Origin of the sequence: Parvibaculum sp. (genome assembly GCF_046297875.1) — a bacterium.
In the GTDB taxonomy this organism is placed as follows: domain Bacteria; phylum Pseudomonadota; class Alphaproteobacteria; order Parvibaculales; family Parvibaculaceae; genus Parvibaculum.
In genome coordinates this window covers 1,752,564-1,777,304 of record NZ_JBKBHD010000001.1, presented here as the reverse complement: position 1 = coordinate 1,777,304, position 24,741 = coordinate 1,752,564, and the positions used below count along the sequence as shown (strand labels likewise).

Here is a 24,741-nt window from a genome sequence, read left to right as displayed (position 1 = left end):
GCGCTCCCGATCGCTCATTTGAAACAACAAAAGAAAATCTGGAACAGATGGCACTTGTATTGACCGAGGAGCAACAGCTTCTCCGCGACACCGCAACGCAGTTCTTTCAGGAGCGCCTGCCGGTCGCCAATTTGCGCAAGCTCCGCGACAGCAAGGATGCTTCGGGCTTCGATCGCGCGGCATGGAAGGAAATGGCCGATCTCGGATTTGCCGGCATCATGATTTCCGAGAAGTACGGCGGCACGGAGTTCGGTCCGGTCGGCCTCGGCCTCGTGCTCGAACAAGCTGGCCGCACGCTGGCCGCAACGCCGCTCGTTTCGACGGTCCTGCTATGCGGCTCCGCCGTGCAGCTTGCGGGCAACGCAACGCAGCGCCAGGAAATCCTCTCGGCCATCGCCGCTGGCGACCGCATCATGGCGCTGGCGCTCGAGGAAGGCCCCCACCACAACCCGACCCGCATTGCGACGCGGGCCGAAGCCGATGGTTCGTCCTTCCGTATCTCCGGCAAGAAGACCTTCGTGCTGGACGGGCACGTCGCCGATCAGTTGATCGTCGTCGCCCGCACCAGCGGCGACGTCAACGACCGCTCCGGCATCACACTCTTCCTCGTCGACCCCAACGCCGACGGCGTGAAAGTGACGCGCACGCATATGGTCGACAGCCGAAACGCGGCAAATGTCGAGTTCAGGAATGTCTCAGTGCCATCATCGGCCGTACTCGGCTCGATCGATGGTGGCAACGACGTTCTCGAACAGGTGCTCGACATTGCGCGCATCGGCCTCTGCGCCGAAATGCTCGGTCTCGTGCAGGAAACTTTCGACACGACGCTTGCCTATCTCAAGGAGCGCAAGCAGTTCGGCAAGGTCATCGGTTCGTTCCAGGCGCTGCAGCACCGCATGGCGGTGCTCTTCGCCGAAATCGAGCTTTGCCGCTCTGTGGTCCTCGACGCATTGTCGGCCATCGAGGGCCGCCGCAACGACGTGCCGCTGCTTGCGAGCCTCGCCAAGGCGCGGCTCTCCGACACCGCCACCCTCATGACCAATGAGGGCCTGCAGATGCATGGCGGCATGGGCATGACCGACCAGTTCGATGTCGGCCTCTTCATGAAGCGCGCCCGCGTCGCCGCCGCCAGCTTCGGCGATGGCAACTTCCACCGCGACCGCTTCGCAAACCTCGAAGGGTACTGAAAGTAAAGTGCTGGCAAGGGCAAGCGGCACAAGTGGTTTCGTTGCAGTGCTTTTTGCGCTGGCCGTTCTCTTTGTGCCTGCTTCCCCTGCTCTAGCTCACCCGCATGTCTGGATCGACATGCGGACGGAACTCCGGTTCGACGATGAAGGCCGCGTCGCCTCGATTCAAATCGCCTGGACTTTCGACGAGTTCTACTCCGCCTTCGCGCTGGAAGGCGCACCGCGAAACGGCAAGGAATATGACCCCGAGTATCTTGCTGAACTTGCCGGGATCAATCTTCAGAACCTTGCCGAATGGGACTATTTCACCGACATCACGTCGGGCGCGGAAAGTGTTGCGCTCGGCGCGGCTGAGGACGGCAAGTCCACATGGGATGACACGAGCGGACGCCTGTCACTCTCGTTCACCGTTCCGCTGAAAGAACCGCTGGCGCCTGAAGAAGCGGCGCCGCTGCGGCTACGGATCTACGATCCCACCTATTACATCTCCATCGAGTATGAGAGGACCGATCCGGTCCGCATGACCGGCAAGGTTCCGGAGGGATGCTCCATCGTGAGCGAAACGCCGAATGTCGAGAATGTCTGGATCGGCCTGCCGGAAACCGCCTTTACCGACGCGAACTCCCGGATTGGCGCCAATTTTGCGACCATCGTCACCGTTACCTGTCCGCCGGGCTCATGAGAAGTAGAGTTGCACTGATAATCGCAGCCGCCCTCCTTGGCCCTGCCCTGCCCGCGCTGGCGCAAAGTCCCTTCGCCGTGCCGGGCACCGAGGCCGCGCCGCCACCCGAGCCGGGCTTCTATGCCGATCTGGCGCGCTACATCATTGCCATGCAGCAGGAATATTACCGCGCCATGGCGGGCGCGCTGCGGGCCGTCAATCTGCAGCAGTCGGCGGCGGCCGTCTGGGGCCTTGTCTCCATCTCGTTCCTCTATGGCGTATTTCACGCTGCAGGCCCCGGTCACGGAAAGATCGTCGTCACTTCCTATCTTCTTGCCGACGAACGCGATGTTCGGCGTGGCATCCTGCTCGCCTTTCTCTCTGCCTTTGCCCAGGCCGTGACCGCCATCCTCGTCGTAGGCATCCTCGCCATGATGATCGGCATGTCGAGCCGGGGCACCGCAGGTGCGGTCCCGATCATCGAGCGGGCAAGTTTCGTACTGATCGCCGGCATTGGCGTCTGGTTGATCTGGCAGGCCATCAGCCGTGCCCGCGGGCACGGCCACGCGCATCACCATCACGCGCATGACCATTCCCATGAACACCATCATGCGCATGGTGCCGAATGCGACCACGGACATGCACACGCGCATATGCCGACCCCTGCTGAAATCCGCGCGGCAGATGGCTGGAAGGGCATGGCGGCCATGATCCTCTCCGTCGGCCTCAGGCCCTGCAGCGGCGCGATCCTCGTTCTGCTTTTCGCGCTCACCCAGGGGGCATTCGCAGTCGGCGTCCTTTCCGCCGTGGCCATGTCGGTCGGCACGGCGATTACCGTTTCGGCGCTGGCCATCCTGACGGTGTTTTCCAAGAATGTGGCGCTGCGCCTCGCCGGCACGGTCGACAGTCCGCGCACACAACGGCTCGAGCTTGGCCTGCGGCTGGCTGGCGGCATCGCCCTTGTCCTTCTCGGCGTCATGCTTCTCTGGGTCTCCCTTGCGTCACCGGCGTCACCCCTTTTCTGACCGGAGACGGCAAGCTATCGACAAGGCAGGCCCCCCGCCTCATACTGCCCGAAACCGCCGGATGCCCGGCACAGTGCTGAATATCAGAGCTAGAGAGACCGATGGCCGACGAGACCAAGACAAGCGAACTGCCCGAACGCATCACCGTGCTCGCGCGGGACTTCACCCCGGCCGCGATGGAATTCCATCGCCGGAACATGAGCGAGAAGGGCTATCGCATGGAAGGCCAGATCGTTCAGCGCAAATTCCAGATGATCGAAGGCATGGGAGCGCCGAAGGACCTGTTCGAAGGCGAACTTTTCTACGCCGTGACCTTCGTCCGCAAGAATATCGGCAGCTAGAAAGCCTCAAGCGGATTTCCGCAACATGACGGCAGAGCACGGCAGAACCTCCGGCGAGATGGACGCCTTTGCACCATCGGTAACGCGATGGGTTCTGCTGCGGGATGTCACCGTGTTGCAGGGAAAGCTTCTCATGGACAGCGTGAAGGATCTGCTGCTGGCGCCCGTGTCTCTTGGCGCGGCTGCCATTTCTCTTTTCAATCGCGAAGGCGACACCGGCCGGCAGTTCTATGAAGTGCTGCATGCGGCGCGGCGCTTCGAAGACTGGATCAACAAATACGGAGACGCAGACCGCATTCCGCCGCCGGACTTCGCCGTGAAGCGCGAAGGCGAAAGTGTCGATGCAATGGTCGCGCGGCTCGAAGAGCTGGTGAAGCGCCAATACGAGCGCGGCGGCATGACCGCCAGCGCAAAGGACGCTATCGACCGGGCGCTTGATGCCGTTCACGCGAAGCTCCGGCGCGGCGGCTGACCCGATCGGGGTTTCATTTTGATTTGACTTGGACGGCCTTATCCTGTTCGCTTGATGGGCAATCTTACTTTTGGACTACCTTGCCTGCATTGCCCTCAGGGCCTTTCAAGACTCCCAAAGACCAGGTTGTACACGCCGCGCGATGGTCGCGCGGTGAATCCCGCATGCAAATGCGACAGGAGACTTAGAAATGGCTACAGGTACTGTGAAGTGGTTCAACACGCAGAAGGGCTACGGCTTCATTCAGCCGTCCGATGGCGGCCGCGACGTGTTCGTCCATATCAGCGCCGTTGAACGCGCCGGCTTGAGCACTCTCAACGAAGGTCAGCAGGTCAATTATGAACTCGTGACCGAGCGCGGCAAGACGTCGGCGGCAAACCTAACCGTCGCTTGAATTCCGCTGCAAAAGCGCGAATGGAATGGCCGGACCCCAAGGGTCCGGCCTTTTTCGTTTTGCGCCGGGTTCTGGACGTATGCCCTGCGTCTCGCTAGCGTCGGCTCATCAACAATGCGAGGTCGTCAATGATTACCGTCCACCACCTGAACAACTCCCGGTCGCAGCGCATCCTCTGGCTGCTGGAGGAACTGGGGCAAGACTACGAGATCAAACGCTATCAGCGGGACGCGACAACAAACCTCGCGCCGGACAGCCTTAAAGCGGTTCATCCGCTCGGCAAATCTCCGGTCATAAACGACAATGGCGTGGCCGTCGCGGAATCCGGCGCCATCGTCGAATATCTGATCCGCAAATATGGCCGCGACAAGCTGATGCCGGCCGAAGACTCGGCGGACTTCGTGCCCTATCTGCACTGGCTGCACTATGCGGAAGGATCGGCCATGCTGCCCGTGATGCTGACGCTCTATACGATGCGCCTTGGCGATGCCGCAGCGCCGCTCCGCCCTCGCCTCGAAAGCGAAACCCGGAATCATTTCGGCTATTTGGAACACGAGCTTGGAACGCGCGACTTCTTTGTCGGCGACTGTCTCACCGGCGCCGACATACAGATCACCTTCGTGCTCGAAGCGGCAAAGTCTCTCGGCCTGCTGACACCGTTCAAGGGCCTCATGGCCTATCTTGCCCGCATGCAGGCGCGCGATGCCTACAAGCGCGGCATCGAGCGTGGCGGACAATACGACCTCGGTTAAGCACCGTCAGGCACTCGCATAGCTGATACCGAGATAGATTGCGGCAGCCATCGCCACGGCGATAGCGATGGCGACAATGCCAATCGTCGCGCCGAGGGCGACGATGGCGCCATCATGCTCGACGAGACCAATTCCGACGACGAAACAGGAAATTGCCGGCAGCCAGCCGGTGAGCGGCAGAGGCGTACAAAGAGCAACGCCCGTGACCAGCATCAACATGCCAAGCAACCGCTCCGCTCGCCCCTGAAACAGGCTGGTGTATCTGATGCTTGTGAAGCGCGAGAGCGGCCGCGCAATAGGCAGCGCCGTCAGGGCACCTGCCCGCCAGCGCGCACGCGAAATGAAGCGCCGCGTGATGAACCCTGGAAGCCAGAGTGTCGGCCTTCCCAAAGCCATCTGGGTCGCAATGAACAGGATCGGGATGCCGAGGATCAGGTTGGCGCCCGGCGGCAAAGGCAGCATGTTCGTGAAACCGACCAGAATGAACGCCCAGCCGAAACTGCGGTCCCCAAGGGAGTTGAGAACATCGCCGAATGTGCTTCCGTCAGGCTTCTTGCGCGTACCGACTTGCGCAAGGCCGCGGATAGCGCCGCTTCGTCTCTTTTTCATATGATGGCTGCCAGACAACTCAATGGCGAGCATCTAACACTCTTTGGAGCCGGGCGTCACTGCGGCATACATGCGAGCAAAGACCAACTCGCGAGGCAGCCTCAGCAGCCCGCCGTACAAATCGGACCTTGTCCGGCCCGTCAGGCCCTGCGAAATGCGTCGCGCATTGCGCCAGCAAAATCCTGCAGGCTCCGCAGCACGAATGAAACGCCATAACCGGCGAAAACAAGTGCCGCTGTGAGCGTGTAGATCTGGATGGCAACATCGCTGCCGAGTGCCGACCAGATGAGCTCCAGATTGGAACTCACGCTGCCATAGGCTTCGCCCAGATATCTGAGAGTGCTATTCTCGTTCATTCCCCCGCTCCTCCCCAAGAGCTGGAAAAATGATAGCGGGATCGCGGCCACCGATAGAAGCGAAAAATGACGCCGTGACGCAGAATGGAACCGCAATTTCAGCTAGTCGCGTCTGGCACCTCTACATTCTGGAATGCGCCGGCGGGCGCCTCTATACGGGGATAACCCTCGATCTGGAGGCCCGCTTCCGGGCCCACGCTGCGGGAAAAGGCGCCAAATTCACCCGCAGCTACAAGCCCGAAAGGATCGTCTTTGTCCGGGGCTTTGGAAGCCGTGCCGAGGCCCAGCGGGAGGAATACGCCATAAAACGGCTTACCGCCGCCGCCAAGAGGGAGCTGATTCGGGCGGCATGCGAGGCAGGCGCCCAGACCGCTTCCGCCCGGAGCGCGCAATGACAACCGGTCCAGGCACCACGGCCCGCTTCGACTACCGCCCGCCGGCAGACCCCTGGCTGACCGTGCTGCACCAGGACGAGGGAATTCTCGTCCTCGCCAAGCCAAGCGGTCTTCTTTGCGTGGCAGGCAAACCGGAAACCCACCGCGATTGCCTGGAAGCCAGGGCCAAGGATCGCTTTCCGCAGGCGCTGCTCGTTCATCGTCTAGACCGGGAGACATCGGGCGTCGTGATCATGGCCATGAACAGGCGCGCACAGCGTCACCTCGGATTGCAGTTCGAAAGACGCAAACTCTCGAAAACCTATATCGCGCGGGTCTGGGGCCGGGTGGAGGAGGAAAGCGGACGCATCGACCTGCCGCTGGCAACCGATGCACCGAACCGGCCAAAGCAGAAAGTCGACCATGCGAGGGGGAGACCGGCGATCACCGAGTGGCAAGTAATCGGAAGGGAAAACAACACGACGCGGCTGAAACTTCAGCCGCTCACCGGCCGCTCGCATCAGCTTCGCGTTCACCTGCTGAGCATCGGCCACCCGATCCTGGGCGACAGTTTTTACGCTGAAGGAGACGCGCTCGCAGCGGCTTCCCGCCTGCAGCTTCATGCCGAGGAACTGACTCTCCGTCATCCCTCCGACGGGCAACCCTGCACTTTCAAACAGGCATGCCCCTTCTAGGCATCAACCCGAAACGCTTTGACGGATTATGACGGAGTTCGAATTGCTGTTGAAGTTGGAATTCGAGTTCGAGTTCGAGTTGATGTTCGTGTTGGAATTGTAGTTGTAGTTGTAATTGAAATTGTAGTTCCCGCTGGCACAGGCGTGAGCCGGCGTGGCGCTCACCAGCACATACAGAACTGCGCCTGCGGCAGCCGCTGCCGTGCTAACACTCGCGAACACCCGCTTGCGGGTAAGGGTCGGAAACCGGTTCATTTTGGGACACCATCGTTCGAATTCAGCACAGTGACGCCGCGACAGGCGTCGCCACCCGGGGTTGCCTCCTCAACCAGCAATTGACGTGCCACCGAGACAGTCGCCTCAAATGGGCCCGCCATCATTTCCGAACGCTGTGTTGAAGGCGGTGGTAGCGGAGGACGGATTCGAACCGCCGACACGCGGATTATGATTCCGCTGCTCTAACCAACTGAGCTACTCCGCCCCTGGAAAACCGCGAAATCCTGCGGCCCGTGACGCATCCGCCTCCGGGGAGACCCGGATATAAGGGGCGACACGCGGGCCTGTCAAGCAAGCGCGCGCGGCGCCCGCCGATACTCGTGAATCGCCGGAAAATTGGGTTCAGGCAGCGGGGACGGTCTCGCCTGCGGCACCCGCCCCGGCCTCATCGGCCTTGCGGAAGCGCAGCATGGTGAAGAGCCCGAAGGGCCTCAGCTTGACCGTTTCGACGAGTTCGAGAGTCGTCGCATCGGTGATTGTCTCGGCACGAAAATCAGGGTGCCAGCCAAGCGCCCGCGCCGCCGGCGCCATGAAGGTCTCGATCCAGCCACGCAATCCGTGATCCTGGGCAAAGTGATTGACGATCAGCACTTCACCGCCCGGCGCACAGACGCGTTCAAGCTCGCCCAGCACTTTCACAGGATCGGGCACCACCGTCATCACATACATCGCAACCACCGTATCGAAAGACGCATCTTCAAAGGTGAGTTCCGACGCATCCATCTCGTAGATGCCCGCAATATTGGTCAGATGTTTTTCCCGCACACGCTGGCGCGCAATGCGCAGCATGTCGGGCGAAAGGTCGATGCCGGTGACGGTGAGATGGGGTGCATAGCGGGGCAGTGCCACGCCGGTGCCGACACCCACTTCAAGCAAACTGCCCGAGCGCTGGTTGATGATGTCGATGGCGCGCTTGCGCCCGGCATCTGCGATAGGACCGAAGGAAAAATCATAGACGGGCGCCCAGCGCGCATAGGCCTTGATGACCGATTGTTCGTCTATCCGGACAATCCCGTTCAAAATTCCGCACCCCGTAAATTTTTGCTGTCACAACTCTGGGCCCTTGGGCCCGCGCCCGCAACACTATAAGTGACTGAATAAGGCCAAAATGCGTTGTCAGGCGCGCGCGGCCAGCGGAACGCCGGCTGCATCCGCCAGGATCTTCCACTCGCTCTCGGTCCGCGCGATCCAGCCGCCGCCAAGGACGCGCGCGGGGTCGGACACATCATAGAACACGCAAGCCTGCCCCGGCGCAACGCCGCCCTCGCCATCCGCGAGAGTGACGACTGCACCGCCCTCTTCGGCCACAAGCAGGGCTGGAACCGGCTCCCGCGTCGAACGGACGCGCGCGAGAATATCCATACCCGCCGGCGGCAAGGCATCGAGCGGCAGGTCGCCAAGCCAGTTGACGTCGCGCAGATGAAGCTTGCGGGTTTCGAGCGCGCCCTTCGGACCGACAATGACCTGCCGTCGCGCAGGATCGAGCTTGACGACGAAAAGCGGCTCGCTCTCCGGCCCCTCCGCGCCAATGCCAAGTCCGCGGCGCTGGCCGATTGTGAAGTGGATGATACCGTCATGACGCCCGAGCACACGTCCGTCGAGATGAACGATCTCGCCCGGTCCCGCGGCATCGGGCTTCAGCCGCTGAACGATCGTCGTGTAGCGGCCAGTCGGCACGAAACAGATATCCTGGCTGTCCGGCTTCTGAGCCACGCCAAGCCCCATGCGCTCGGCAAGCGCCCGTGCCTCGGGTTTCGTCAACTCTCCCAGAGGGAAACGAAGGTAGTCGAGCTGATCGCGCGTTGTGGTGAACAGGAAATAGCTCTGGTCGCGGTCGAGATCGCGCGGCCGGCGCAGTTCCCTGCCTGCCTTCCCTGGCGCACTTGAAATGTAATGCCCGGTTGCCATCGCCACAGCGCCAAGATCGCGCGCCGTGTCGAGCAAGTCGCGGAATTTCACCCGTTCATTGCAACGCACGCAGGGGATCGGCGTTTCGCCAGCAGCATAGGATTCCGCGAAATCATCCATCACCGCCTTGCGGAAGCGATCTTCATAATCGAGCACATAATGAGGAATGCCTATCTGCTCGGCGACGCGGCGTGCATCGTGGATGTCCTGCCCGGCGCAGCAGGCCCCCTTGCGGGAAACCGCGGCACCATGATCGTAGAGCTGCATGGTGATGCCGACCACGTCGTAGCCCTGCTCCTTGAGCAGCGCGGCCGTAACCGAGCTGTCCACCCCGCCCGACATGGCGACGACCACCCGCGTTTCCTCCGGGCGGCCCGGAAGATCGAGGCTGTTCAGTCCTGTGGTCTCGTCGAATGCGCGGCGCATATAGCGGCTCCTGCCCGGCAAAACTTGCCGGATCGGCAGGGAATATCGGGTCCATGCCCCTGCGCGTCAAGCCCAACCCAATGAAATAATTGAGATTTTCGGATCAGCCCTCATGGCCTGCGGCTTGCTTCATCGGGCATGGACCGCATTTTCTACCAGGTGACCCAATGGATTTGTCTTCTTCGGCCACACAGCGCAGCACGACTTCCGAGGCGCTTTCGATTCAGCCAGGCTCCGTCCGCGTGACGACGGCCGTGGCTGCGAATGAATTTGCTCGCCATCTCGCCGAAAATGCCCGTTCGGATGCGGGCCGCCGGCGCGATGATCGCGCGCCGGAACGCACCGAACGCACCGCGGAACGTCCGCGCGAGACGCGAGACGACAAGACGGAAAGCCGCAAGGCCGGTGACGATCGGGAAACGACGAAGGACGAGACCGCCCGCCCGCAAGCCGCCGAAGCTGCAGCCCTGCCGCTGCTTGAGGACGCGGTGACAGCCGGAAAGACCGGCGAAGCGGTCGCCTTCGACGCCACCACGCAAGAAGTGGCCGTCGAGACCGCAACTCAGGCGAAAGCCGATACCGCAGCAACCGAAACACCGCATGCCGCCGTCGAAGCACCCATCTCGATTGTGGCCAATGAGGTGGCACCTGAAGCTGACCCTGCCGCAACGGCAAAGCCCGACGCCCATGTCGCCGATGAGGCGGAGCAGGCGACGGATAAAACCGCCAAGTCCACGCCTGATGCGTCCGGTGTGAACACCGTGGCAGCCCAGCCTGCTTCACAGGAGACTGCCCCCAAGGAAATGAGGTCAGCAGGCGAGACTGTCGCTGAAAAGCCCCGCGGCCAGATGGCTGCCAACCAGCCGGCGGATATTGCCGCCACGGACGGCGATGCGGATGCCGCAATGCCCGAGGCGAAACAGGCGGGAGACACGAAGCCCGCGAAGGGTCTCGGCCAGGAAGCCGCCGAGCAGCTTGCAGGCAAGAAGGCCGACGCGAAACTGACGGGCGACCTTCCCAAGGCGGCGCTCCAGGCGGTGCAGCAGATGGCTCAGCAGATCCTGCGCGCCGCTGCCCCGCAGGCACAGGGCGCGCCGCTCATGCCCGCCTCCATGCAGACGAGCGGCACCGGCCTCGCGCTCGACATGCCGGCGAGCAGCCTGCCGCAGAGTGCACAGGCCAATAGCGCGTCCGCGACCGTACGTATCGGAACCCTTCCCGGCCAGAGCCACCCGACACAGGTCCCTGCCGCCGCGATCGCACTCCAGATGGCGCGCAATCTCCAGAAGGGCATCAGCCGCTTCGATATCCGGCTCGATCCGCCGGAGATGGGCCGGATCGATGTCCGCATGGAAATCCGCAAGGACGGCCAGGTCGTCGCGCACATGTCGGTCGAACGGCCTGAAACCCTCGATCTTCTTCAGCGCGATGCGCGCGCCCTGCAGCAGGCGCTCAACAATGCGGGCCTTCAGGCCGACAGCGACAGTCTGAACTTTTCGCTGAAGGACGGGCAGGAAAATGCTTCCAGCCAGTCAACCGCCGATGGCGGCAGCGCAGCAGGCACAGGCGATGAGGACGACGATACGCAGTTGCTGCCTGTCTACAACGTGAACCTCGCCGCCGATGGCGGCGTCGATATCCGCGTCTGACACAAAGGAAACCGGATCATGGATATCGCTTCAGCATCAGCCGCCGTTCAGGCGGCCACCTATGGCGGCAAGTCTTCCGCGGCCGCCACGGCGCTCGCCGGAAACTTCGACACATTCCTGAGACTGCTGACGACCCAGCTCATGCATCAGGACCCGACCAACCCGATGAGTTCGGACCAGTTCACCCAACAGCTGGTGCAGATGTCCGGCGTCGAACAGTCGATTCAGACCAATCGCAATCTGGAGCTGCTGCTGACCGCAAATGCCATCCAGAATGCGAGCGGGGCCATTTCGCTTCTCGGCAAGGAAGTCACGGGCTCCGGCACTGGCGCCCTGCTGCAGAATGGCGAAGCAACATGGAGCTTCGCCACCGCCGCCGATGCGCCGGACACCATGCTGCAAGTCATCAATGCAGATGGCGCGACGGTCTTCACGACCAGGATGGATGCGAGCAAGGGCAACCATCAATTCGCCTGGGACGGCAAGGATAGCAATGGCAGCCAGCTTCCCGACGGCACCTTTTTCCTGAAGGTGACGGCCAATGCCGCCAATGGCGCGCCTGTTGCCGTCGATACACGCACGACCGGGATCGTCACTGCCATCGACATGACTTCGACTGATCCACTCCTGACAATTAACGGTGCGCAAATCCGTTATTCCCAGATCACCGCGGTAAAGCAGCCGGGAGCAGCCCTTTAACGGTCTGGTCCGTCCCGCAATGACACGCCTAAGCCTTTGATTTTGGACAAATTTTACCAAGGCACTTAGCCGTTTTTTAAAAGGCGCCCGTCTATGCTCTCACCACGCGATGAGTACGGAGAACAAAGTTCGATGAGTGAGCACCAGACCGCGAAGGTCAATTACGTGATCGGCCCTGACGGGAGCCCGCTCACGGTCGCTGACCTGCCGCCACCCGACACGAAGCGCTGGGTGATCCGTCGCAAGGCCGAAGTGGTCGCTGCCGTTCGCGGCGGCCTGATCAGCTTGGACGACGCCTGCCGCCGCTACACGCTGACGGTGGAAGAATTCCTGAGCTGGCAACGGTCCATCGAACGCCATGGGCTCGCGGGACTGCGCGCGACCCGTGTCCAGCAGTACAGGCAGTGAGATAGAAGAGTATCTGCGTACTTGCTGTCTTTCGAGCGCCGGCGGACCTCCCTCCGCCGGCGCTTTCTTTCGATCTACCCCAGAATCCGGCCAGCCCGGCAAAAATTGCCGGGCGCGTTAAACATCTGTTTAGGCTGCAGGCGGTAATTTCTGCCTAGCGGCAAGGGGCCCCCGGTCGGGCAATCGGGAACCGGGGTTCTGGGGCAAAGGAATTGCACCCTCCCTTCTGTCGGGCACAGGCACAGATCCAGGAACGGGTCCACGCTTGCGCACTGGCAAGATGAGGTGGGTTCGTGAGCGGTCTCTCTGAATTTCTCAAGTCCCTGGGCATGGCCCGGCTTGCGGCACTGGCGCTTGTCGCCGTGACGCTGCTCGGCTTCTTCGGATTCATCGCCTTGCGCATGGGCGGCGAGCCCAAGGCTCTGCTCTTTTCCGATGTTGGCGTCGAGGACGCGGCGAAAATGATCGCCGAACTCGATACCGCCAAAGTGCCCTACGAACTCCGCGGCAATGGCAGCATGATCTACGTACCGCAGTCGCAGGTTCTGCGTCTGCGCATGACCCTTGCCGGAAAGGGTCTCCCCGCCGGCGGCACCGTGGGCTACGAGATTTTCGACAACGCGGACTCGCTCGGCACCACAAGCTTCGTCCAGAACATCAATCACCTGCGCGCGCTCGAGGGCGAGCTGGCGCGCACGATCCGCGCCATCGAAGGCATCGATGGCGCGCGCGTCCACCTCGTATTGCCGGAGCGCGAACTTTTTTCGCGCGACCGCCGCGAGCCGACCGCCTCGATCGTTTTGAAGGTTTCCCGCAATTCGCTTGCCACGCAGCAGGTGAAGGCCATCCAGTATCTCGTCTCCTCAGCCGTGGACGGTCTTGCACCGGGCCGCGTCTCCATCGTTGACGAGCGCGGCACGCTGCTCGCAAGCGGCGCCGGCGACGACACGCAATCCATGCTGACAAGCTCGGTGGACGAACGCCGCACCAACTATGAAACGAGGATGCGCACGCATCTCGAAAACATCCTTCAGCGCGTGGTCGGCGCCGACAAGGCGCGCGTCGAAGTCGCGGCGCAGATGGATTACAACCGCGTCACACAGACCTCGGACACATTCGACCCTGCAAGTCAGGTCGTCCGCTCGACGCAGACGGTGGAGGATTCCTCCACCAGCTCCGACGGCGTGCGCAACGAGGGTGTGACCGTCGGCAACAACCTTCCGAACGCCAATCTGGGCGCAGCTGAGGGCGAGGCAGGCTCGCGCCAGGCATCGAACCGCACCGAAGAAACGGTCAACTACGAAATTTCCCGCACAACCAAGACCGAAGTCATGGAACCGGGCCGCATCAAGCGGCTTTCCGTCGCCGTGCTTGTGGATGGCGCCTATGCGCCGGGCCCGGACGGCAACATGGTCTATACGCCTCGCTCCAATGAAGAGCTCGCGAAGATCCAGGCGCTTGTGAAATCGGCGATCGGCTTCGATGAGGCGCGCGGCGATCAGGTGGAAGTTGTGAACCTTCAGTTCGCCGAAACGCCGGGCGTGGATTTCGGGACGGACGATGCCGCCTCCGAGCCCGGTCTCTTCGAATTCGGCCGCGGCGACATCATGCGGCTTGCCGAACTTGCCGTCATCGGTGTCCTCGCCCTGATCGCCATGTTCTTCGTCCTGCGCCCGCTCATCGCGCGCGTTGCGCCGGGGGTTGCAGGCGCCGGCAGCGCCCAGCCGGCCTTCGCTGGCGGCCCGTCCAGCATGGCACTCGCCGGTCCCGAAGGAAGCGACGACATTGCCGGTGCCCTGCCCTCTCCCGACCAGCTCAGCGAAGACATGCTGATCGACATCGCGCAGGTCGCGGGCAAGGTGAAGCAGTCTTCCGTTCGCAAGATCGGCGAACTCGTCAACAACCACCCCGATGAGTCGATTTCCATTCTCCGCAGCTGGCTGCACGAAGCGGTTTGAGGATCTGAAAAGTGGCAACTGCACCCAAAATCAAGGACGACAAGACGCTGACTGGCCCTCAGAAAGCCGCCATCTTCATGCTCGCGCTTGGGGCCGATGACGCCGCGCCGCTCTGGGAAATGTTCGACGAAGACGAAATCAGGGAAATGTCCCAGATCATGTCCTCGCTCGGCACGATCCAGGCCGGCACGGTCGAAAAGCTGCTCGTCGAATTTGCCTCGAAAGTCTCGGGAACCGGCGCCCTTGTCGGCTCTTATGAATCGACCGAACGGCTCTTGATGCGCTTCCTGCCGGAAGACCGCGTGAACTCCGTCATGGACGAGATTCGGGGTCCCGCCGGCCGCACCATGTGGGAAAAGCTCGGCAATGTGAACGAGGCCGTGCTTGCGAGCTACCTCAAGAACGAATATCCGCAAACTGTCGCTGTCGTCCTGACGAAAATCCGCTCTGAACATGCCGCCCGCGTGCTGACGCATCTGCCCGAGGATTTTGCCCTCGAGGTTGTGACCCGCATGCTGCGCATGGAGTCGGTGCAGAAGGAAATTCTCGACAAGGTCGAACAGACGCTGCGCTCTGAATTCATGTCGAACCTGTCGCGCACAAATCGCCGCGACAGCCATGAACTCATGGCCGAAATCTTCAACAATTTCGACCGTCAGACGGAAGGCCGCTTCCTCGCCGCTCTCGAGGAGCGCGCCCGCGAAAGCGCCGACCGCATCAAGGCGCTCATGTTCACCTTCGAAGATCTCGGCCGTCTCGATCCGGGCGGCGTGCAGACCCTGCTTCGTGCCGTGGACAAGAACAAGCTCGCCATTGCGCTCAAGGGCTCGTCGGACGCGCTGCGCGACCTGTTCTTCGCCAACATGTCGGAACGCGCCGCCAAGATCATGCGCGAAGACATGGAAATGATGGGCCCTGTCCGCCTCAAGGACGTGGACGAAGCACAGATGATGATGGTCAACGTCGCCAAGGACCTCGCGAACAAGGGCGAGATCATGATCGCATCGGACAACGCCGACAACGAACTCATCTACTGATCGCCGGACATATCGAAAAGGCAACCAGGCAGAATTATGAAGCAGGCAGTGAAATTTACCTTCGACACGTATTTCGGTGAACGGCCGGCTGCCGCCGCGCGCGCGCCGGAAGTCGAAATGCGCGTGACGGAGGCGGATGTCGAAAATGCCCGCAAGCTCGGATATGCGGAAGGCCTTGCCGCCGGAGAACGCGAAGCCGCTGCCCGCGCCGACGAAAGCCTGAATGCCGCCATGCGGCAACTTGCCGAGAGCGCTGGCGCCCTCCTGGCCGCGCTCGACAGCCAGACCGCGATTGCCCGCCGTGAATCGATTACCGCCGCGGTTGAAATCGCCCGCAAGCTCGCGCCGGCCATGATAGCGACCCGTCCCGAAACCGAGATCGAAGCGGTTTTCCGCGACTGCCTCACCCATCTGAACCGCGAGCCGCACATTCTGCTTCGCGTCTCCACACCTCTCGTCGAACGCCTGAAGGGTGCGGTCGACCAGATGGCAATGGAACGCGGGCTTTCCGGCCGCGTCATCCTGCTCGGCGAACCGGCAATGACCGAAGGCGATTGCGTTGTAGAATGGGCGGATGGCGGCGTCGTTCGCGACCGTGCGGAAATAGAGGCCGAGATCAATCAGATTGTCGCGCGTTACGTCGAAACGCTGGCGCCTGCACACAAGGACCACGACGCGCTTGCCATGCCGGAACCCGCACCGCGCAATGGCGCAACGCAGTCGTAAGAAATTTCCAAGGAGCACATGACCATGGCCGATCAGGACGAAGAAGTTACCCTCCCCGACCTCACTGACGCGGAACCGCTTTCCGCAGACGTGCCGGCACTGAGCATCGAGGAGGAAGACCAGACGCGCACGGCGCATGACCTCGAAGCCGTCTTCGACGTGCCGGTCAATGTATCGGCCGTTCTCGGCAAGACGCATATGGAGGTGTCGAACCTTCTCAAGCTCAGCCGTGGCGCTGTCGTCGAACTCGACCGCAAGGTCGGCGAAGCGATCGACATCTACGTCAATGACCGCCTTGTCGCGCGCGGCGAAGTCGTGGTCGTCGACGACCGCCTTGGCGTGACCATGACCGAAATCGTCAAGGGCGGCGTTAGCTGATCTATCGCCCTGAAACGGACTGACACGTAACCGCATTAGAAAGTAGAGGAGCCGCAGATGCGCCTTCTGATCGTCGGAACCCTGAACGGACAGCTCTCAACCGCCACCAAGATGGCGATGTCGAAGGGCGCCAAGGTGACGCATACGGAAACGGTCGATCAGGCGATCGAAACCCTGCGGGCGGGCCGTGGTGCCGACCTGATGATGGTCGATGTTGCCGCCGACATTTCCAGCCTCATTCCCCGGCTTCAGGCCGAGCACATCTGCATTCCCGTGGTGGCCTGCGGCGTCGAAACCGACGCCCGCGCCGCTGTAAACGCCATCCGTGCCGGCGCGAAGGAGTATATCCCGCTGCCGCCCGATGCCGAACTCATCGCCGCCGTTCTTGCTGCCGTCGCGGAAGACAGCCACGCCCTCATCTTCAAGGACGCGAAGATGGCCGATGTCGTGAGGCTCGCCGATCAGGTGGCCGCTTCCGAAGCCTCGATCCTTATCACGGGTGAATCCGGCACCGGCAAGGAAGTCATGGCACGCTATGTTCATGACCGCTCGCTTCGCCGCGACAAGCCGTTCATATCGGTGAACTGCGCTGCCATCCCTGAAAATCTCCTCGAATCCGAACTCTTCGGCCACGAAAAGGGTGCCTTCACCGGCGCTGTTGCGCGGCGCATCGGCAAATTCGAGGAAGCCGATGGCGGGACGCTGCTGCTCGACGAAATCAGCGAAATGGATATTCGGCTTCAGGCAAAGCTCCTGCGGGCGATCCAGGAGCGCGAAATCGACCGTGTCGGCGGAAAAACACCGGTTAAGGTTAATATCCGCATTATCGCCACATCGAACCGTGATCTTCAGTCGGAGGCCCGTGCTGGACGTTTCCGCGAAGACCTTTTCTATCGCCTGAATGTCGTGAACCTTCAACTCCCGGCTCTGCGTGAGCGGCCTGCCGATATTCTCGCGCTCGCCGATCATTTCTCCGCTCGCTACGCAAAGGCAAACGGGCTCGCGCCCAAGGCACTTTCCATCGAAGCGCGGGGCTTCCTTACCCGCCATCGCTGGAACGGCAATGTGCGCGAACTCGAAAACACGATGCACCGTGCGGTCCTGCTTTCGACCGCCGACGAGATCGACGTCAACGCGATCCGCCTCCCCGACGGCACGAAGCTCGACGAAGCGCCGCTTGGCGGCGTCGCCCAGAAGGCGGCCGCTGCGGCAGATGCCGCCTCACGCGCCTTTGTCGGCAAGACAGTTGCCGAAGTCGAACAGGATCTGATCCTGCAGACGCTCGATCACTGCTTCGGCAACCGCACCCACGCGGCAAACATTCTCGGTATCTCGATCCGCACCTTGCGCAACAAGCTCAAGGAATATGGCGAGCAGGGCGTCTCCATCCCCACGCCGGGCGAAGCCCGCCCGCAATTCGGCTGAACAACCATCATTCCTGCGCAGGTTGGAACCTTATAAATGAGTGACGCGAGCGGCGCTGCCCCGAAAAAGGGAATGTTCGACGGACTGTCCGATGTAACGCCTGGCAGCGTCATGTCGAGTCTTGCAAAGCGCGGCGACCTTGCCCTTGCGCTTGGCGTCATGGCAATCATCGTCGTCCTCATTCTGCCGCTGCCTGCCTTCCTACTCGATTTCTCGCTCGCCATCTCGATTACCTTCTCCGTACTCGTGCTGATGACGGCGCTCTTCATCCAGAAGCCGCTGGAATTCAGCGCCTTCCCGACCGTATTGCTGATCGCAACGATGCTGCGCCTCGCACTCAACCTCGCTTCCACACGCCTCATTCTCGGCGAGGGCCATGAAGGCACGGACAGCGCCGGCAAAGTCATCGAGGCCTTCGGCAATTTCGTGATGCAGGGCAATTTCGTGATTGGCGTGATCGTCTTCTCGATCCTCGTGATCGTGAACTTCGTCGTCATCACGAAAGGTTCGGGCCGTATCGCGGAAGTCGCGGCGCGCTTCACACTCGATGCCATGCCCGGCAAGCAAATGGCGATCGACGCCGATCTATCGGCCGGCCTGATCGACGAAAAGGAAGCCCGCGAGCGCCGCTCGAACCTGGAAAAGGAAAGCTCCTTCTTCGGTGCGATGGACGGTGCCTCGAAATTCGTTCGCGGCGACGCCGTCGCCGGCCTGCTCATCACCTTCATCAACATAGTCGGCGGCATCATCGTCGGCGTTGCCCAGAACGGTATGAATTTCGGCGATGCGGCACACACCTACACGCTGCTCACAATCGGCGACGGCCTCGTCAGCCAGATCCCCGCGTTGATCGTCTCGACCGCGGCCGGCCTCCTCGTTTCCAAGGCGGGTGTCGAAGGCGCCGCCGACCAGGCTCTTTTCGACCAGCTTTCCGGTTATCCGCAGGCGCTCGGCATGTCGTCCTTCGTCATGGGAACGATGGCTTTCCTTCCGGGCTTGCCCGCAATCCCCTTCCTTGCGCTTGCCGGCGGTGCGGGCGGCCTTGCCTATTATCTGACACGAACGCGAAAACAACGCGTGGTGGACGCCGAAGCGGCGCGGGAAAGCGAAGCAAAGGCTGCGCCTGTCGCAGACGAGCCGATCAGCACTGCCCTGAAGATGGACGAACTGCGCCTTGAAATCGGCTACGCCTTGCTGCCACTCATCAACGGCAAGGATCACCAGAAGCTCACCGACCAGATCAAGGCGCTGCGCCGTCAGATCGCGAGCGACATGGGCTTCGTCATGCCTTCCGTCCGCATCCTCGACAATGTGCAGATCGACGCGAACAGCTACATGATCCGCGTGAAGGAAGTCGAGTCGGGCCGCGGCGAAGTCTATGTCGGCCAGCTGCTGGTCATGGACCCGCATGGCGGCCAGATCCAGTTGCCGGGTCTCCACACAACAGAGCCTGCTTTTGGCCTGCCGGCGACATGGATCGACGAAGGTCTGCGCGAGGAAGCCTCCTTCCGCGGCTACACGGTCGTCGATCCGCCGACGGTGCTGACGACGCATCTGACCGAGATCATCAAGGACAACATGGCCGACCTGCTCTCCTATGCGGAAGTACAGAAGCTGCTCGACGAACTCGGCAAGGAACACAAGAAGCTCGTGGAAGACCTGGTGCCTTCGCAGATCACGATCACGGGTATCCAGCGTGTGCTCCAAACGCTGCTCACGGAGCGAATCTCAATTCGCGACCTGCCGACCATCATGGAAGGCATCGCGGAAGCCGTGGGCCACACGCAAAGCCTGACGCTCATCACCGAACATGTGCGTGCTCGCCTTGCCCGCCAGATCTGCGCCGCACATAGCGACCAGAACAACGCCTTGCCGCTCGTCACCATGTCGCCGCGCTGGGAACAGGCTTTCGCAGAGTCGCTTGTCGGCCAGGGCGAAGAGAAGCAGCTCGCGATGCAGCCGTCCCTCTTGCAGGAGTTCATCGGCACCATGCGCGACCGCTTCGAGGAAGCTGCACAGGCGGGCGACGTTCCCGTGCTGCTGACGAGCCCCGGCGTGCGGCCCTATGTCCGGTCGATCGTGGAAAGGTTCCGTCCGCAGACATTCGTCATGTCGCAGAACGAAATCCACCCGCGCATCAAACTGCGCACAGTCGGCAGCGTGTGATACAGGCAAACCGGCATTGTTCAATTCGAGAGGCCGAACCTGCCGGCCAGGGCTTTTCAAAGCCCGGCCGGCAGCTCGCCACGCAAGGAAACTCACTGTGAAAAAAGGGCGGAAAGCCGCCATCCCGGAGCCCTTGTGACAGGTTTGCAACGCAGGCTGACGTTTTTTGCACCGCAAACACCTAGACCTTGTCCCATTTTGGGCTAACCTCTCGCCACGCAACCGTGTGCGGCGCCAGCGTGGTGGCAGGCGCAGTACGCTTCGCATTGGAAGAGGGGGCTCTTCCGAAGTAACCGCTTGAGGGGGGACAAGATGGATCTCAACGAAATTCTGAACCAGGCGCTCGCCTGGGCCCGAATGGGTTTCGACACGGTCAATTCGATTCAGGGACTGGTCATCGCGCTTATCGCCGCCATCCTGATGAGCCGCTATAGCCGCATCCTGGTCTATGCAGTCGGCGCGACCGTGGTACACGAGCTCGTCAATATCGGCCGCAATTTCTATGCAGGCGCAGCGAACCCGCTGCCTGACTATCTCAACATGGAAGTGCTGCAACTCGTCGGCATTCGCTTTGTCGGATATCTGATCGCGATCAGCCTGATCTATATGGTGCGGCGCCTCTTCTTCCGCGGCTAGCACCGCGCCTCAATCGCGGAAATTCTCATACTGGAGGGGCTGATCGATTTTCAGCCCCTTCACAAACTGAATGACCTCTTGCAGATCATCGCGCTTCTTGCCCGACACCCGCAGTTCGTCGCCCTGAATGGCGACCTGAACCTTGATACCCGATCCCTTGATATCCTTGACGATGCGCTTCGCCAGTTCCTTGTCGATGCCTTCGCGGATTCCAACTTTCTGGCGCACGCTCTGCCCCGCTGCCTTTTCCGGCTCCTTGTAGTCGAGAATACCGGCCTCGATCTGCCGGCGCGCCAGATGCCCCTGCAGCAGTTCATGCATCTGCTTCAGCTTCAGGTCGTCATCGGCCTTGATGGTGAGCTCCTGCTCGTTCCGCTCAACGCTGCAATTCGACCCCTTGAAGTCGTAGCGCTGGGAAATCTCGCGCATCACGTTCTGGAGCGCGTTGTCGATCTCGGCGAGATCCGTCTTGGAAACGATGTCGAAGGAAGGCATGGACGTTGACCGCTGCTCGTTGTCGCTACGGTCATTCTAACGAAGCATGCTGCAGTGGAAAGAGCGATTCGGCGGATTGCGCCGCTCAATGACCGCGATGAATGGTGAGCGCGATCTCGTCGAGTTCAGCCTGCTCCACGCGCATCGCTGCCTTTCGGACCTTGCGCTTGCGGCTGTCTTCGAGAAGCTCGTACTTCTTGAGTTCCCGGAACGCGGCGGAAAGCTCCTCTTTTGCCACTTCGAGCTGAACTTCTATCCCCTCGATGGATTCGAGGATGTTTTCGCGGCGCCGGATCACCGATTTGGCAAACATCGGATAGGCGAAATGGGCCACGTCCGAAATGCCGGCCTTGCGTTGCTCGGCCTCGACCTGTGCTTCCAGATCGCGCTCGCGCTGGCGAAATTCGGCCAGCATGAGTTCAAGCTCGGCTACCTTGCGGCGCTTTTCATCCACCTGGAACTTGTGAAGCCGGATCAGGGATTCGCGGTTGCGCATCACTCAGCCTCCTCGTCCGTCACGGGCTGCCTGTCCAGAATGTCAGCCAGCGCCGCATAGCCATCGGCAAGGCTCGTCGCCTCGTCCTTTCGCTGCGCGAGAAAGGCCTCGATTGCCGGCTGATAATGGATCGCCTCATCGACCAGCGGGTCCGATCCGGGCCGGTAGGCACCGAGCCGGATCAGCTCTTCCATGTCGTCATAGGTCGAAAGCAGCCCCCGCGCGCGGCGGATCAGATCGTTTTCTTCCAGCGCGTTGCAATCCGGCATGGTGCGCGAAACGGATTTGAGAATATTGATCGCGGGATAGCGCCCGCGTTCGGCAATGGCGCGCTCCATGACGATATGACCGTCGAGAATGGAACGAACGGCATCGGCCACCGGCTCGTTGTGATCATCGCCATCGACAAGCACGGTGAAGAGGCCTGTGATGCTGCCCTTGCCCATACCGGGCCCTGCCCGCTCGAGAAGTTTCGGAAGTTCTGCAAACACGGTCGGCGTATAGCCCTTGCTCGTCGGCGGCTCGCCGGTCGAAAGTCCGATCTCGCGCTGGGCGATGGCAAAGCGCGTTACGCTGTCCATCATGCAAAGCACGTCTTCATCGCGGTCGCGGAAATATTCGGCCAGCGAAAGCGTGAGATAGGCGGCCTGCCGGCGCATCAGCGCCGGCTCGTCCGAGGTCGCCACGACGACGACCGAGCGCGCGAGCCCCTCCGGCCCCAGATCGTCCTCAATGAATTCCTGAACTTCACGGCCGCGCTCGCCGATCAGACCGATCACCGAGACATCGCAGGCCGTATTTCGCGCAAGCATCGACAGCAGGACCGATTTGCCGACGCCCGAGCCGGCAAAGATGCCCATGCGCTGGCCGCGGCAGACGGTCGTGAATGTATTGAGCGCGCGGACGCCGAGATCGACCTTGCCCTTCACGCGCTGGCGCATATGGGCAGGCGGCGGCGTATTGCGCAGCGGATAGGGGACGGCGCCCTGCGCGATCGGGCCCTTGCCGTCGATCGGCTCGCCGAATGCATTGACCACCCGGCCAAGCCAGGCGGATGAGGGATAGATGTGCGGCTCGTCCGCGGAAAGCACTGCCTTGCAGCCCACCCCGATGCCGGAAAGCGCGCCGAACGGGAGGCAAAGCGCGCGATTGTCGCGAAACCCGACCACCTCGCAGATTACCTGCTCGCCCGCACGGTTCGACACCGAAAGGCGGCTGCCAATACCCATGGCGTGCAGCGGCCCGGCCACCTCGACCGTAAGCCCCTGAATGCTCACAACGCGCCCGTAATGCTTCACTTCGGGAAGCGCGCCGATTTCCGCCAACAATGCCTGCACTGGCCTCCAGGCTCCCTCTTGTGGCAGCTACTGCCGCCAAAGCCGGTTTTGACGTTGGCCCAAAGAAGCCGCCGCCGCTGGAGGATCATGCCGCGAAGACTTTAAGACGGCGTAAACCCTGAAAACCGGCCACGGCCAAGGCTTTCAAGGCAGGAATTTAACTTCCCGGCCCCGGGTTCCTTCATTATGGAACCTGTCCAAAAGGGTGGATTTCTGTCAGAATCGCCGTATTCCAATGACTTGCGGACCGACCCGTAAATTTTTCTGAATTTTTTCCGTTCCGATTAACCTTTGTTAACCAATTCGCATTAATGTCCGGAAATACGGATTAACCAAGCCACGGCGATCGGGGCTATCGAGGATCGCCGGAGGGGGACCAATGCGAGTTCTGCTCATCGAAGACGACAGCGCGACGGCACAGAGCATCGAGCTGATGCTCAAGTCGGACGGGTTCAATGTGTACACGACCGACCTCGGCGAAGAAGGCGTCGATCTCGGGAAGCTATACGACTACGACATTATCCTTCTCGACCTGAACCTGCCGGATATGAGCGGCTATGACGTGCTGAAATCGCTGCGCGTCGGCAAGATCACCACGCCGATCCTCATTCTCTCCGGCCTTGCCGGCATCGAGAACAAGGTCCGTGGACTCGGCTTCGGCGCCGACGACTACATGACGAAGCCCTTCCACAAGGATGAGCTGGTCGCCCGCATCCATGCCGTGGTGCGCCGGTCCAAGGGTCACTCGCAGTCGGTCATCAACACGGGCAAGCTCACCGTCAATCTCGACACCAAGACTGTCGAGGTCGAAGGCAACCGCGTCCACCTGACCGGCAAGGAATATCAGATGCTGGAGCTGCTTTCGCTCCGCAAGGGCACCACGCTCACCAAGGAGATGTTCCTCAACCATCTCTATGGCGGCATGGACGAGCCGGAACTCAAGATCATCGACGTCTTCATCTGCAAGCTGCGCAAGAAGCTCGCCGTATCGACCGGCGGCGATCACTACATCGAAACGGTGTGGGGACGCGGCTATGTGCTTCGCGATCCGTCGGAAGCGGCAATGCCTGCCAAGGCCTCGGCCTGACGGCAGGACAGATGCTGAAATGCAAAGGGCGCCTCACCGGCGCCCTTTTCTTTCCGGCCACGAACCAGGATCAGACGCCGGCGCCCGCATCGGCGAAATAGGCCTCGATCACAAAGGCATCGGCATCCATCCGCGCATTGATCGTCAGACCGAGCGAACGCGCGACAAGCCCCGTGAAATAAGGTTGCGCGGCGCGCGCATCGAGGAAACGGTCCGCCGCCCGCCCGCCGAGAAACTTGTCCGTTTCCTCCGGCACGCGCGCAGCCTGCCCTGTCGAGCGGACACGCAATACCGGTTTTGCGAGATCGCCTTCGACCGTCACCGCTACCTCTCCGCCGCGCGGAATGGCGGCCATGCCGATCAGCACCATGTTGAGAAGCAGTTTCACATAGTCCTTGCCGATGGTCGCAGCAGGCGCATCCCAGGCAAGCGATGCCTTCTCCCCCGCCATGAGGCCTTCGGCCACAGCCTTCGCGTCCTGAAGATCGAGTTCGGCCCCCGCCGAACCGGCGGCCCCGAAACAGAGCCGTGCGAACTGCAGCTTCGCCGAGGCCTGCGCGGCGCTCTTGGTAATGAGCTCCATCGCATGGGCCTTCATCTCGGGATCGTCATCATCCGCGAGCACCTCAAGCCCGTTGGTGATCGCCCCCACCGGGCTGATGACATCGTGGCACACCCGGCTGCACATCAAAGCTGCAAGCTCAAGCGCGGAAACTTCGGTTGCTTCGCTCATATCGAATTGCCCCGGCACCCCTGAAAGTCTAGAAA

At 61.6% G+C, this 24,741-nt stretch carries 29 protein-coding genes and 1 tRNA gene; 20 read left to right on the top strand and 10 right to left on the bottom strand.

The annotated features are described in order from the left end of the window. Positions 1-47: 47 nt before the first annotated feature. The 7 genes from ACK4FH_RS08700 to ACK4FH_RS08670 all read left to right on the top strand — a co-directional run bounded on the left by ACK4FH_RS08700 (position 48) and on the right by ACK4FH_RS08670 (position 4,832). Positions 48-1,187 carry an acyl-CoA dehydrogenase family protein gene (locus ACK4FH_RS08700; RefSeq protein ID WP_409812731.1) on the top strand — a complete coding sequence of 380 codons (1,140 nt, stop codon included), beginning with the start codon at positions 48-50 and terminating at the stop codon, positions 1,185-1,187. Then, positions 1,141-1,869 carry a DUF1007 family protein gene (locus tag ACK4FH_RS08695; RefSeq protein WP_409812729.1) on the top strand — a complete coding sequence of 243 codons (729 nt, stop codon included), beginning with the start codon at positions 1,141-1,143 and terminating at the stop codon, positions 1,867-1,869. The genes ACK4FH_RS08700 and ACK4FH_RS08695 overlap by 47 nt, the downstream gene beginning before the upstream one ends. After that, on the top strand, positions 1,866-2,873 hold the full coding sequence (locus tag ACK4FH_RS08690; protein ID WP_409812727.1) for a nickel/cobalt transporter: 1,008 nt from the start codon (positions 1,866-1,868) through the stop codon (positions 2,871-2,873). Before ACK4FH_RS08695 ends, ACK4FH_RS08690 begins: the two co-directional genes overlap by 4 nt. 101 nt (positions 2,874-2,974) lie before the next feature. Next, on the top strand, positions 2,975-3,214 hold the full coding sequence (locus ACK4FH_RS08685) for an AMP nucleosidase (RefSeq protein WP_409812725.1): 240 nt from the start codon (positions 2,975-2,977) through the stop codon (positions 3,212-3,214). Between the two features lie 25 nt (positions 3,215-3,239). Further along, entirely contained in the window at positions 3,240-3,686 is a 447-nt protein-coding gene (locus tag ACK4FH_RS08680) for a hypothetical protein (protein WP_409812723.1), read from the top strand. A 190-nt stretch (positions 3,687-3,876) separates the two neighbouring features. Further along, positions 3,877-4,080, top strand: a complete 204-nt coding sequence (locus ACK4FH_RS08675) for a cold-shock protein (protein ID WP_409812721.1) — start codon at positions 3,877-3,879, stop codon at positions 4,078-4,080. A 128-nt stretch (positions 4,081-4,208) separates the two neighbouring features. Continuing rightward, on the top strand, positions 4,209-4,832 hold the full coding sequence (locus ACK4FH_RS08670) for a glutathione S-transferase family protein (RefSeq protein ID WP_409812719.1): 624 nt from the start codon (positions 4,209-4,211) through the stop codon (positions 4,830-4,832). Positions 4,833-4,838: 6 nt separating this feature from the next. Here the strand turns inward: ACK4FH_RS08670 and ACK4FH_RS08665 are convergent, their stop codons facing one another. Together ACK4FH_RS08665 and ACK4FH_RS08660 are read right to left on the bottom strand one after the other, a co-directional pair. After that, the gene (locus ACK4FH_RS08665; RefSeq protein ID WP_409812717.1) at positions 4,839-5,441 is read right to left on the bottom strand and encodes an exopolysaccharide biosynthesis protein; all 603 of its coding nucleotides are present in this window, start codon (positions 5,439-5,441) and stop codon (positions 4,839-4,841) included. 140 nt (positions 5,442-5,581) lie between these two features. Beyond that, positions 5,582-5,797 carry a hypothetical protein gene (locus ACK4FH_RS08660; RefSeq protein WP_409812715.1) on the bottom strand — a complete coding sequence of 72 codons (216 nt, stop codon included), beginning with the start codon at positions 5,795-5,797 and terminating at the stop codon, positions 5,582-5,584. Positions 5,798-5,826: 29 nt separating this feature from the next. On the opposite strand from ACK4FH_RS08660, the gene ACK4FH_RS08655 reads away from it, so the two are divergent. Both ACK4FH_RS08655 and ACK4FH_RS08650 read left to right on the top strand, forming a co-directional pair. Next, positions 5,827-6,192: a GIY-YIG nuclease family protein gene (locus tag ACK4FH_RS08655; RefSeq protein WP_409812713.1), complete on the top strand. Its 366-nt coding sequence runs from the start codon at positions 5,827-5,829 to the stop codon at positions 6,190-6,192. Further along, entirely contained in the window at positions 6,189-6,866 is a 678-nt protein-coding gene (locus tag ACK4FH_RS08650) for a pseudouridine synthase (RefSeq protein WP_409812711.1), read from the top strand. The genes ACK4FH_RS08655 and ACK4FH_RS08650 overlap by 4 nt, the downstream gene beginning before the upstream one ends. A 3-nt stretch (positions 6,867-6,869) precedes the next feature. On the opposite strand, the gene ACK4FH_RS08645 is transcribed toward ACK4FH_RS08650, so the two are convergent. From ACK4FH_RS08645 to mnmA, 4 genes are all read right to left on the bottom strand, one after another. Continuing rightward, the gene (locus tag ACK4FH_RS08645) at positions 6,870-7,121 is read right to left on the bottom strand and encodes a hypothetical protein (RefSeq protein WP_409812709.1); all 252 of its coding nucleotides are present in this window, start codon (positions 7,119-7,121) and stop codon (positions 6,870-6,872) included. A gap of 149 nt (positions 7,122-7,270) precedes the next feature. Next, positions 7,271-7,347 (bottom strand) — tRNA-Met (locus tag ACK4FH_RS08640). Positions 7,348-7,484: 137 nt separating this feature from the next. Next, positions 7,485-8,162 (bottom strand): class I SAM-dependent methyltransferase, encoded by a 678-nt coding sequence (locus ACK4FH_RS08635; protein ID WP_409812707.1) that lies wholly within the window; start codon positions 8,160-8,162, stop codon positions 7,485-7,487. Between the two features lie 96 nt (positions 8,163-8,258). Beyond that, positions 8,259-9,476 carry a tRNA 2-thiouridine(34) synthase MnmA gene (gene mnmA, locus ACK4FH_RS08630; protein ID WP_409812705.1) on the bottom strand — a complete coding sequence of 406 codons (1,218 nt, stop codon included), beginning with the start codon at positions 9,474-9,476 and terminating at the stop codon, positions 8,259-8,261. Positions 9,477-9,643: 167 nt separating this feature from the next. Between mnmA and ACK4FH_RS08625 the strand changes: the two genes are divergently transcribed. The 10 genes from ACK4FH_RS08625 to ACK4FH_RS08580 all read left to right on the top strand — a co-directional run bounded on the left by ACK4FH_RS08625 (position 9,644) and on the right by ACK4FH_RS08580 (position 20,558). Beyond that, a complete protein-coding gene (locus tag ACK4FH_RS08625; protein WP_409812703.1) occupies positions 9,644-11,125 on the top strand; it encodes a flagellar hook-length control protein FliK in 1,482 nt (493 codons plus the stop codon). Between the two features lie 18 nt (positions 11,126-11,143). Next, positions 11,144-11,824 carry a flagellar hook assembly protein FlgD gene (locus ACK4FH_RS08620; RefSeq protein ID WP_409812701.1) on the top strand — a complete coding sequence of 227 codons (681 nt, stop codon included), beginning with the start codon at positions 11,144-11,146 and terminating at the stop codon, positions 11,822-11,824. A 132-nt stretch (positions 11,825-11,956) separates the two neighbouring features. Beyond that, entirely contained in the window at positions 11,957-12,232 is a 276-nt protein-coding gene (locus ACK4FH_RS08615) for a DUF1153 domain-containing protein (RefSeq protein WP_409666900.1), read from the top strand. 293 nt (positions 12,233-12,525) lie between these two features. Continuing rightward, positions 12,526-14,190, top strand: coding sequence for a flagellar basal-body MS-ring/collar protein FliF (gene fliF, locus ACK4FH_RS08610; RefSeq protein ID WP_409812699.1), 1,665 nt, complete (start codon positions 12,526-12,528; stop codon positions 14,188-14,190). 11 nt (positions 14,191-14,201) lie between these two features. Next, positions 14,202-15,227: a flagellar motor switch protein FliG gene (gene fliG / locus ACK4FH_RS08605; RefSeq protein ID WP_409812697.1), complete on the top strand. Its 1,026-nt coding sequence runs from the start codon at positions 14,202-14,204 to the stop codon at positions 15,225-15,227. Positions 15,228-15,263: 36 nt separating this feature from the next. Then, positions 15,264-15,953, top strand: a complete 690-nt coding sequence (locus tag ACK4FH_RS08600; protein WP_409812695.1) for a hypothetical protein — start codon at positions 15,264-15,266, stop codon at positions 15,951-15,953. 24 nt (positions 15,954-15,977) lie between these two features. Continuing rightward, positions 15,978-16,331 (top strand): flagellar motor switch protein FliN, encoded by a 354-nt coding sequence (gene fliN / locus ACK4FH_RS08595; RefSeq protein WP_409812693.1) that lies wholly within the window; start codon positions 15,978-15,980, stop codon positions 16,329-16,331. A 57-nt stretch (positions 16,332-16,388) separates the two neighbouring features. Next, positions 16,389-17,756, top strand: coding sequence for a sigma-54-dependent transcriptional regulator (locus ACK4FH_RS08590; protein ID WP_409812691.1), 1,368 nt, complete (start codon positions 16,389-16,391; stop codon positions 17,754-17,756). A gap of 72 nt (positions 17,757-17,828) precedes the next feature. Next, positions 17,829-19,922 (top strand): flagellar biosynthesis protein FlhA, encoded by a 2,094-nt coding sequence (flhA, locus tag ACK4FH_RS08585; protein WP_409815215.1) that lies wholly within the window; start codon positions 17,829-17,831, stop codon positions 19,920-19,922. 312 nt (positions 19,923-20,234) lie between these two features. Then, the gene (locus ACK4FH_RS08580; protein WP_409812689.1) at positions 20,235-20,558 is read left to right on the top strand and encodes a hypothetical protein; all 324 of its coding nucleotides are present in this window, start codon (positions 20,235-20,237) and stop codon (positions 20,556-20,558) included. A 9-nt stretch (positions 20,559-20,567) separates the two neighbouring features. On the opposite strand, the gene ACK4FH_RS08575 is transcribed toward ACK4FH_RS08580, so the two are convergent. The 3 genes from ACK4FH_RS08575 to fliI all read right to left on the bottom strand — a co-directional run bounded on the left by ACK4FH_RS08575 (position 20,568) and on the right by fliI (position 22,886). Then, the gene (locus ACK4FH_RS08575) at positions 20,568-21,053 is read right to left on the bottom strand and encodes a YajQ family cyclic di-GMP-binding protein (RefSeq protein ID WP_409812687.1); all 486 of its coding nucleotides are present in this window, start codon (positions 21,051-21,053) and stop codon (positions 20,568-20,570) included. An 85-nt stretch (positions 21,054-21,138) separates the two neighbouring features. After that, complete coding sequence (gene fliJ, locus ACK4FH_RS08570) at positions 21,139-21,549, bottom strand: flagellar export protein FliJ (protein ID WP_409812685.1); 411 nt, start codon at positions 21,547-21,549, stop codon at positions 21,139-21,141. Beyond that, positions 21,549-22,886 (bottom strand): flagellar protein export ATPase FliI, encoded by a 1,338-nt coding sequence (gene fliI / locus ACK4FH_RS08565; RefSeq protein WP_409812683.1) that lies wholly within the window; start codon positions 22,884-22,886, stop codon positions 21,549-21,551. Before fliI ends, fliJ begins: the two co-directional genes overlap by 1 nt. Positions 22,887-23,265: 379 nt before the next feature. On the opposite strand from fliI, the gene ctrA reads away from it, so the two are divergent. After that, the gene (gene ctrA, locus ACK4FH_RS08560) at positions 23,266-23,973 is read left to right on the top strand and encodes a response regulator transcription factor CtrA (RefSeq protein ID WP_409812681.1); all 708 of its coding nucleotides are present in this window, start codon (positions 23,266-23,268) and stop codon (positions 23,971-23,973) included. 70 nt (positions 23,974-24,043) lie between these two features. On the opposite strand, the gene chpT is transcribed toward ctrA, so the two are convergent. Then, a complete protein-coding gene (gene chpT / locus ACK4FH_RS08555; protein ID WP_409812679.1) occupies positions 24,044-24,706 on the bottom strand; it encodes a histidine phosphotransferase ChpT in 663 nt (220 codons plus the stop codon). Positions 24,707-24,741 lie beyond the last annotated feature (35 nt).

Excerpts from the sequence above, each read along its gene's own strand:
- ACK4FH_RS08700 (WP_409812731.1), top strand. The coding sequence starts at position 48 with ATGGCACTTGTATTGACCGAGGAGCAACAGCTTCTCCGCGACACCGCA.
- ACK4FH_RS08695 (WP_409812729.1), top strand. The coding sequence starts at position 1,141 with ATGGCAACTTCCACCGCGACCGCTTCGCAAACCTCGAAGGGTACTGAA.
- ACK4FH_RS08690 (WP_409812727.1), top strand. The coding sequence starts at position 1,866 with ATGAGAAGTAGAGTTGCACTGATAATCGCAGCCGCCCTCCTTGGCCCT.
- ACK4FH_RS08685 (WP_409812725.1), top strand. The coding sequence starts at position 2,975 with ATGGCCGACGAGACCAAGACAAGCGAACTGCCCGAACGCATCACCGTG.
- ACK4FH_RS08680 (WP_409812723.1), top strand. The coding sequence starts at position 3,240 with ATGACGGCAGAGCACGGCAGAACCTCCGGCGAGATGGACGCCTTTGCA.
- ACK4FH_RS08675 (WP_409812721.1), top strand. The coding sequence starts at position 3,877 with ATGGCTACAGGTACTGTGAAGTGGTTCAACACGCAGAAGGGCTACGGC.
- ACK4FH_RS08670 (WP_409812719.1), top strand. The coding sequence starts at position 4,209 with ATGATTACCGTCCACCACCTGAACAACTCCCGGTCGCAGCGCATCCTC.
- ACK4FH_RS08665 (WP_409812717.1), bottom strand. The coding sequence starts at position 5,441 with ATGAAAAAGAGACGAAGCGGCGCTATCCGCGGCCTTGCGCAAGTCGGT.
- ACK4FH_RS08660 (WP_409812715.1), bottom strand. The coding sequence starts at position 5,797 with ATGAACGAGAATAGCACTCTCAGATATCTGGGCGAAGCCTATGGCAGC.
- ACK4FH_RS08655 (WP_409812713.1), top strand. The coding sequence starts at position 5,827 with ATGATAGCGGGATCGCGGCCACCGATAGAAGCGAAAAATGACGCCGTG.
- ACK4FH_RS08650 (WP_409812711.1), top strand. The coding sequence starts at position 6,189 with ATGACAACCGGTCCAGGCACCACGGCCCGCTTCGACTACCGCCCGCCG.
- ACK4FH_RS08645 (WP_409812709.1), bottom strand. The coding sequence starts at position 7,121 with ATGAACCGGTTTCCGACCCTTACCCGCAAGCGGGTGTTCGCGAGTGTT.
- mnmA (WP_409812705.1), bottom strand. The coding sequence starts at position 9,476 with ATGCGCCGCGCATTCGACGAGACCACAGGACTGAACAGCCTCGATCTT.
- ACK4FH_RS08625 (WP_409812703.1), top strand. The coding sequence starts at position 9,644 with ATGGATTTGTCTTCTTCGGCCACACAGCGCAGCACGACTTCCGAGGCG.
- ACK4FH_RS08620 (WP_409812701.1), top strand. The coding sequence starts at position 11,144 with ATGGATATCGCTTCAGCATCAGCCGCCGTTCAGGCGGCCACCTATGGC.
- ACK4FH_RS08615 (WP_409666900.1), top strand. The coding sequence starts at position 11,957 with ATGAGTGAGCACCAGACCGCGAAGGTCAATTACGTGATCGGCCCTGAC.
- ACK4FH_RS08600 (WP_409812695.1), top strand. The coding sequence starts at position 15,264 with ATGAAGCAGGCAGTGAAATTTACCTTCGACACGTATTTCGGTGAACGG.
- fliN (WP_409812693.1), top strand. The coding sequence starts at position 15,978 with ATGGCCGATCAGGACGAAGAAGTTACCCTCCCCGACCTCACTGACGCG.
- ACK4FH_RS08590 (WP_409812691.1), top strand. The coding sequence starts at position 16,389 with ATGCGCCTTCTGATCGTCGGAACCCTGAACGGACAGCTCTCAACCGCC.
- flhA (WP_409815215.1), top strand. The coding sequence starts at position 17,829 with ATGTTCGACGGACTGTCCGATGTAACGCCTGGCAGCGTCATGTCGAGT.
- ACK4FH_RS08580 (WP_409812689.1), top strand. The coding sequence starts at position 20,235 with ATGGATCTCAACGAAATTCTGAACCAGGCGCTCGCCTGGGCCCGAATG.
- ACK4FH_RS08575 (WP_409812687.1), bottom strand. The coding sequence starts at position 21,053 with ATGCCTTCCTTCGACATCGTTTCCAAGACGGATCTCGCCGAGATCGAC.
- fliJ (WP_409812685.1), bottom strand. The coding sequence starts at position 21,549 with ATGCGCAACCGCGAATCCCTGATCCGGCTTCACAAGTTCCAGGTGGAT.
- ctrA (WP_409812681.1), top strand. The coding sequence starts at position 23,266 with ATGCGAGTTCTGCTCATCGAAGACGACAGCGCGACGGCACAGAGCATC.
- chpT (WP_409812679.1), bottom strand. The coding sequence starts at position 24,706 with ATGAGCGAAGCAACCGAAGTTTCCGCGCTTGAGCTTGCAGCTTTGATG.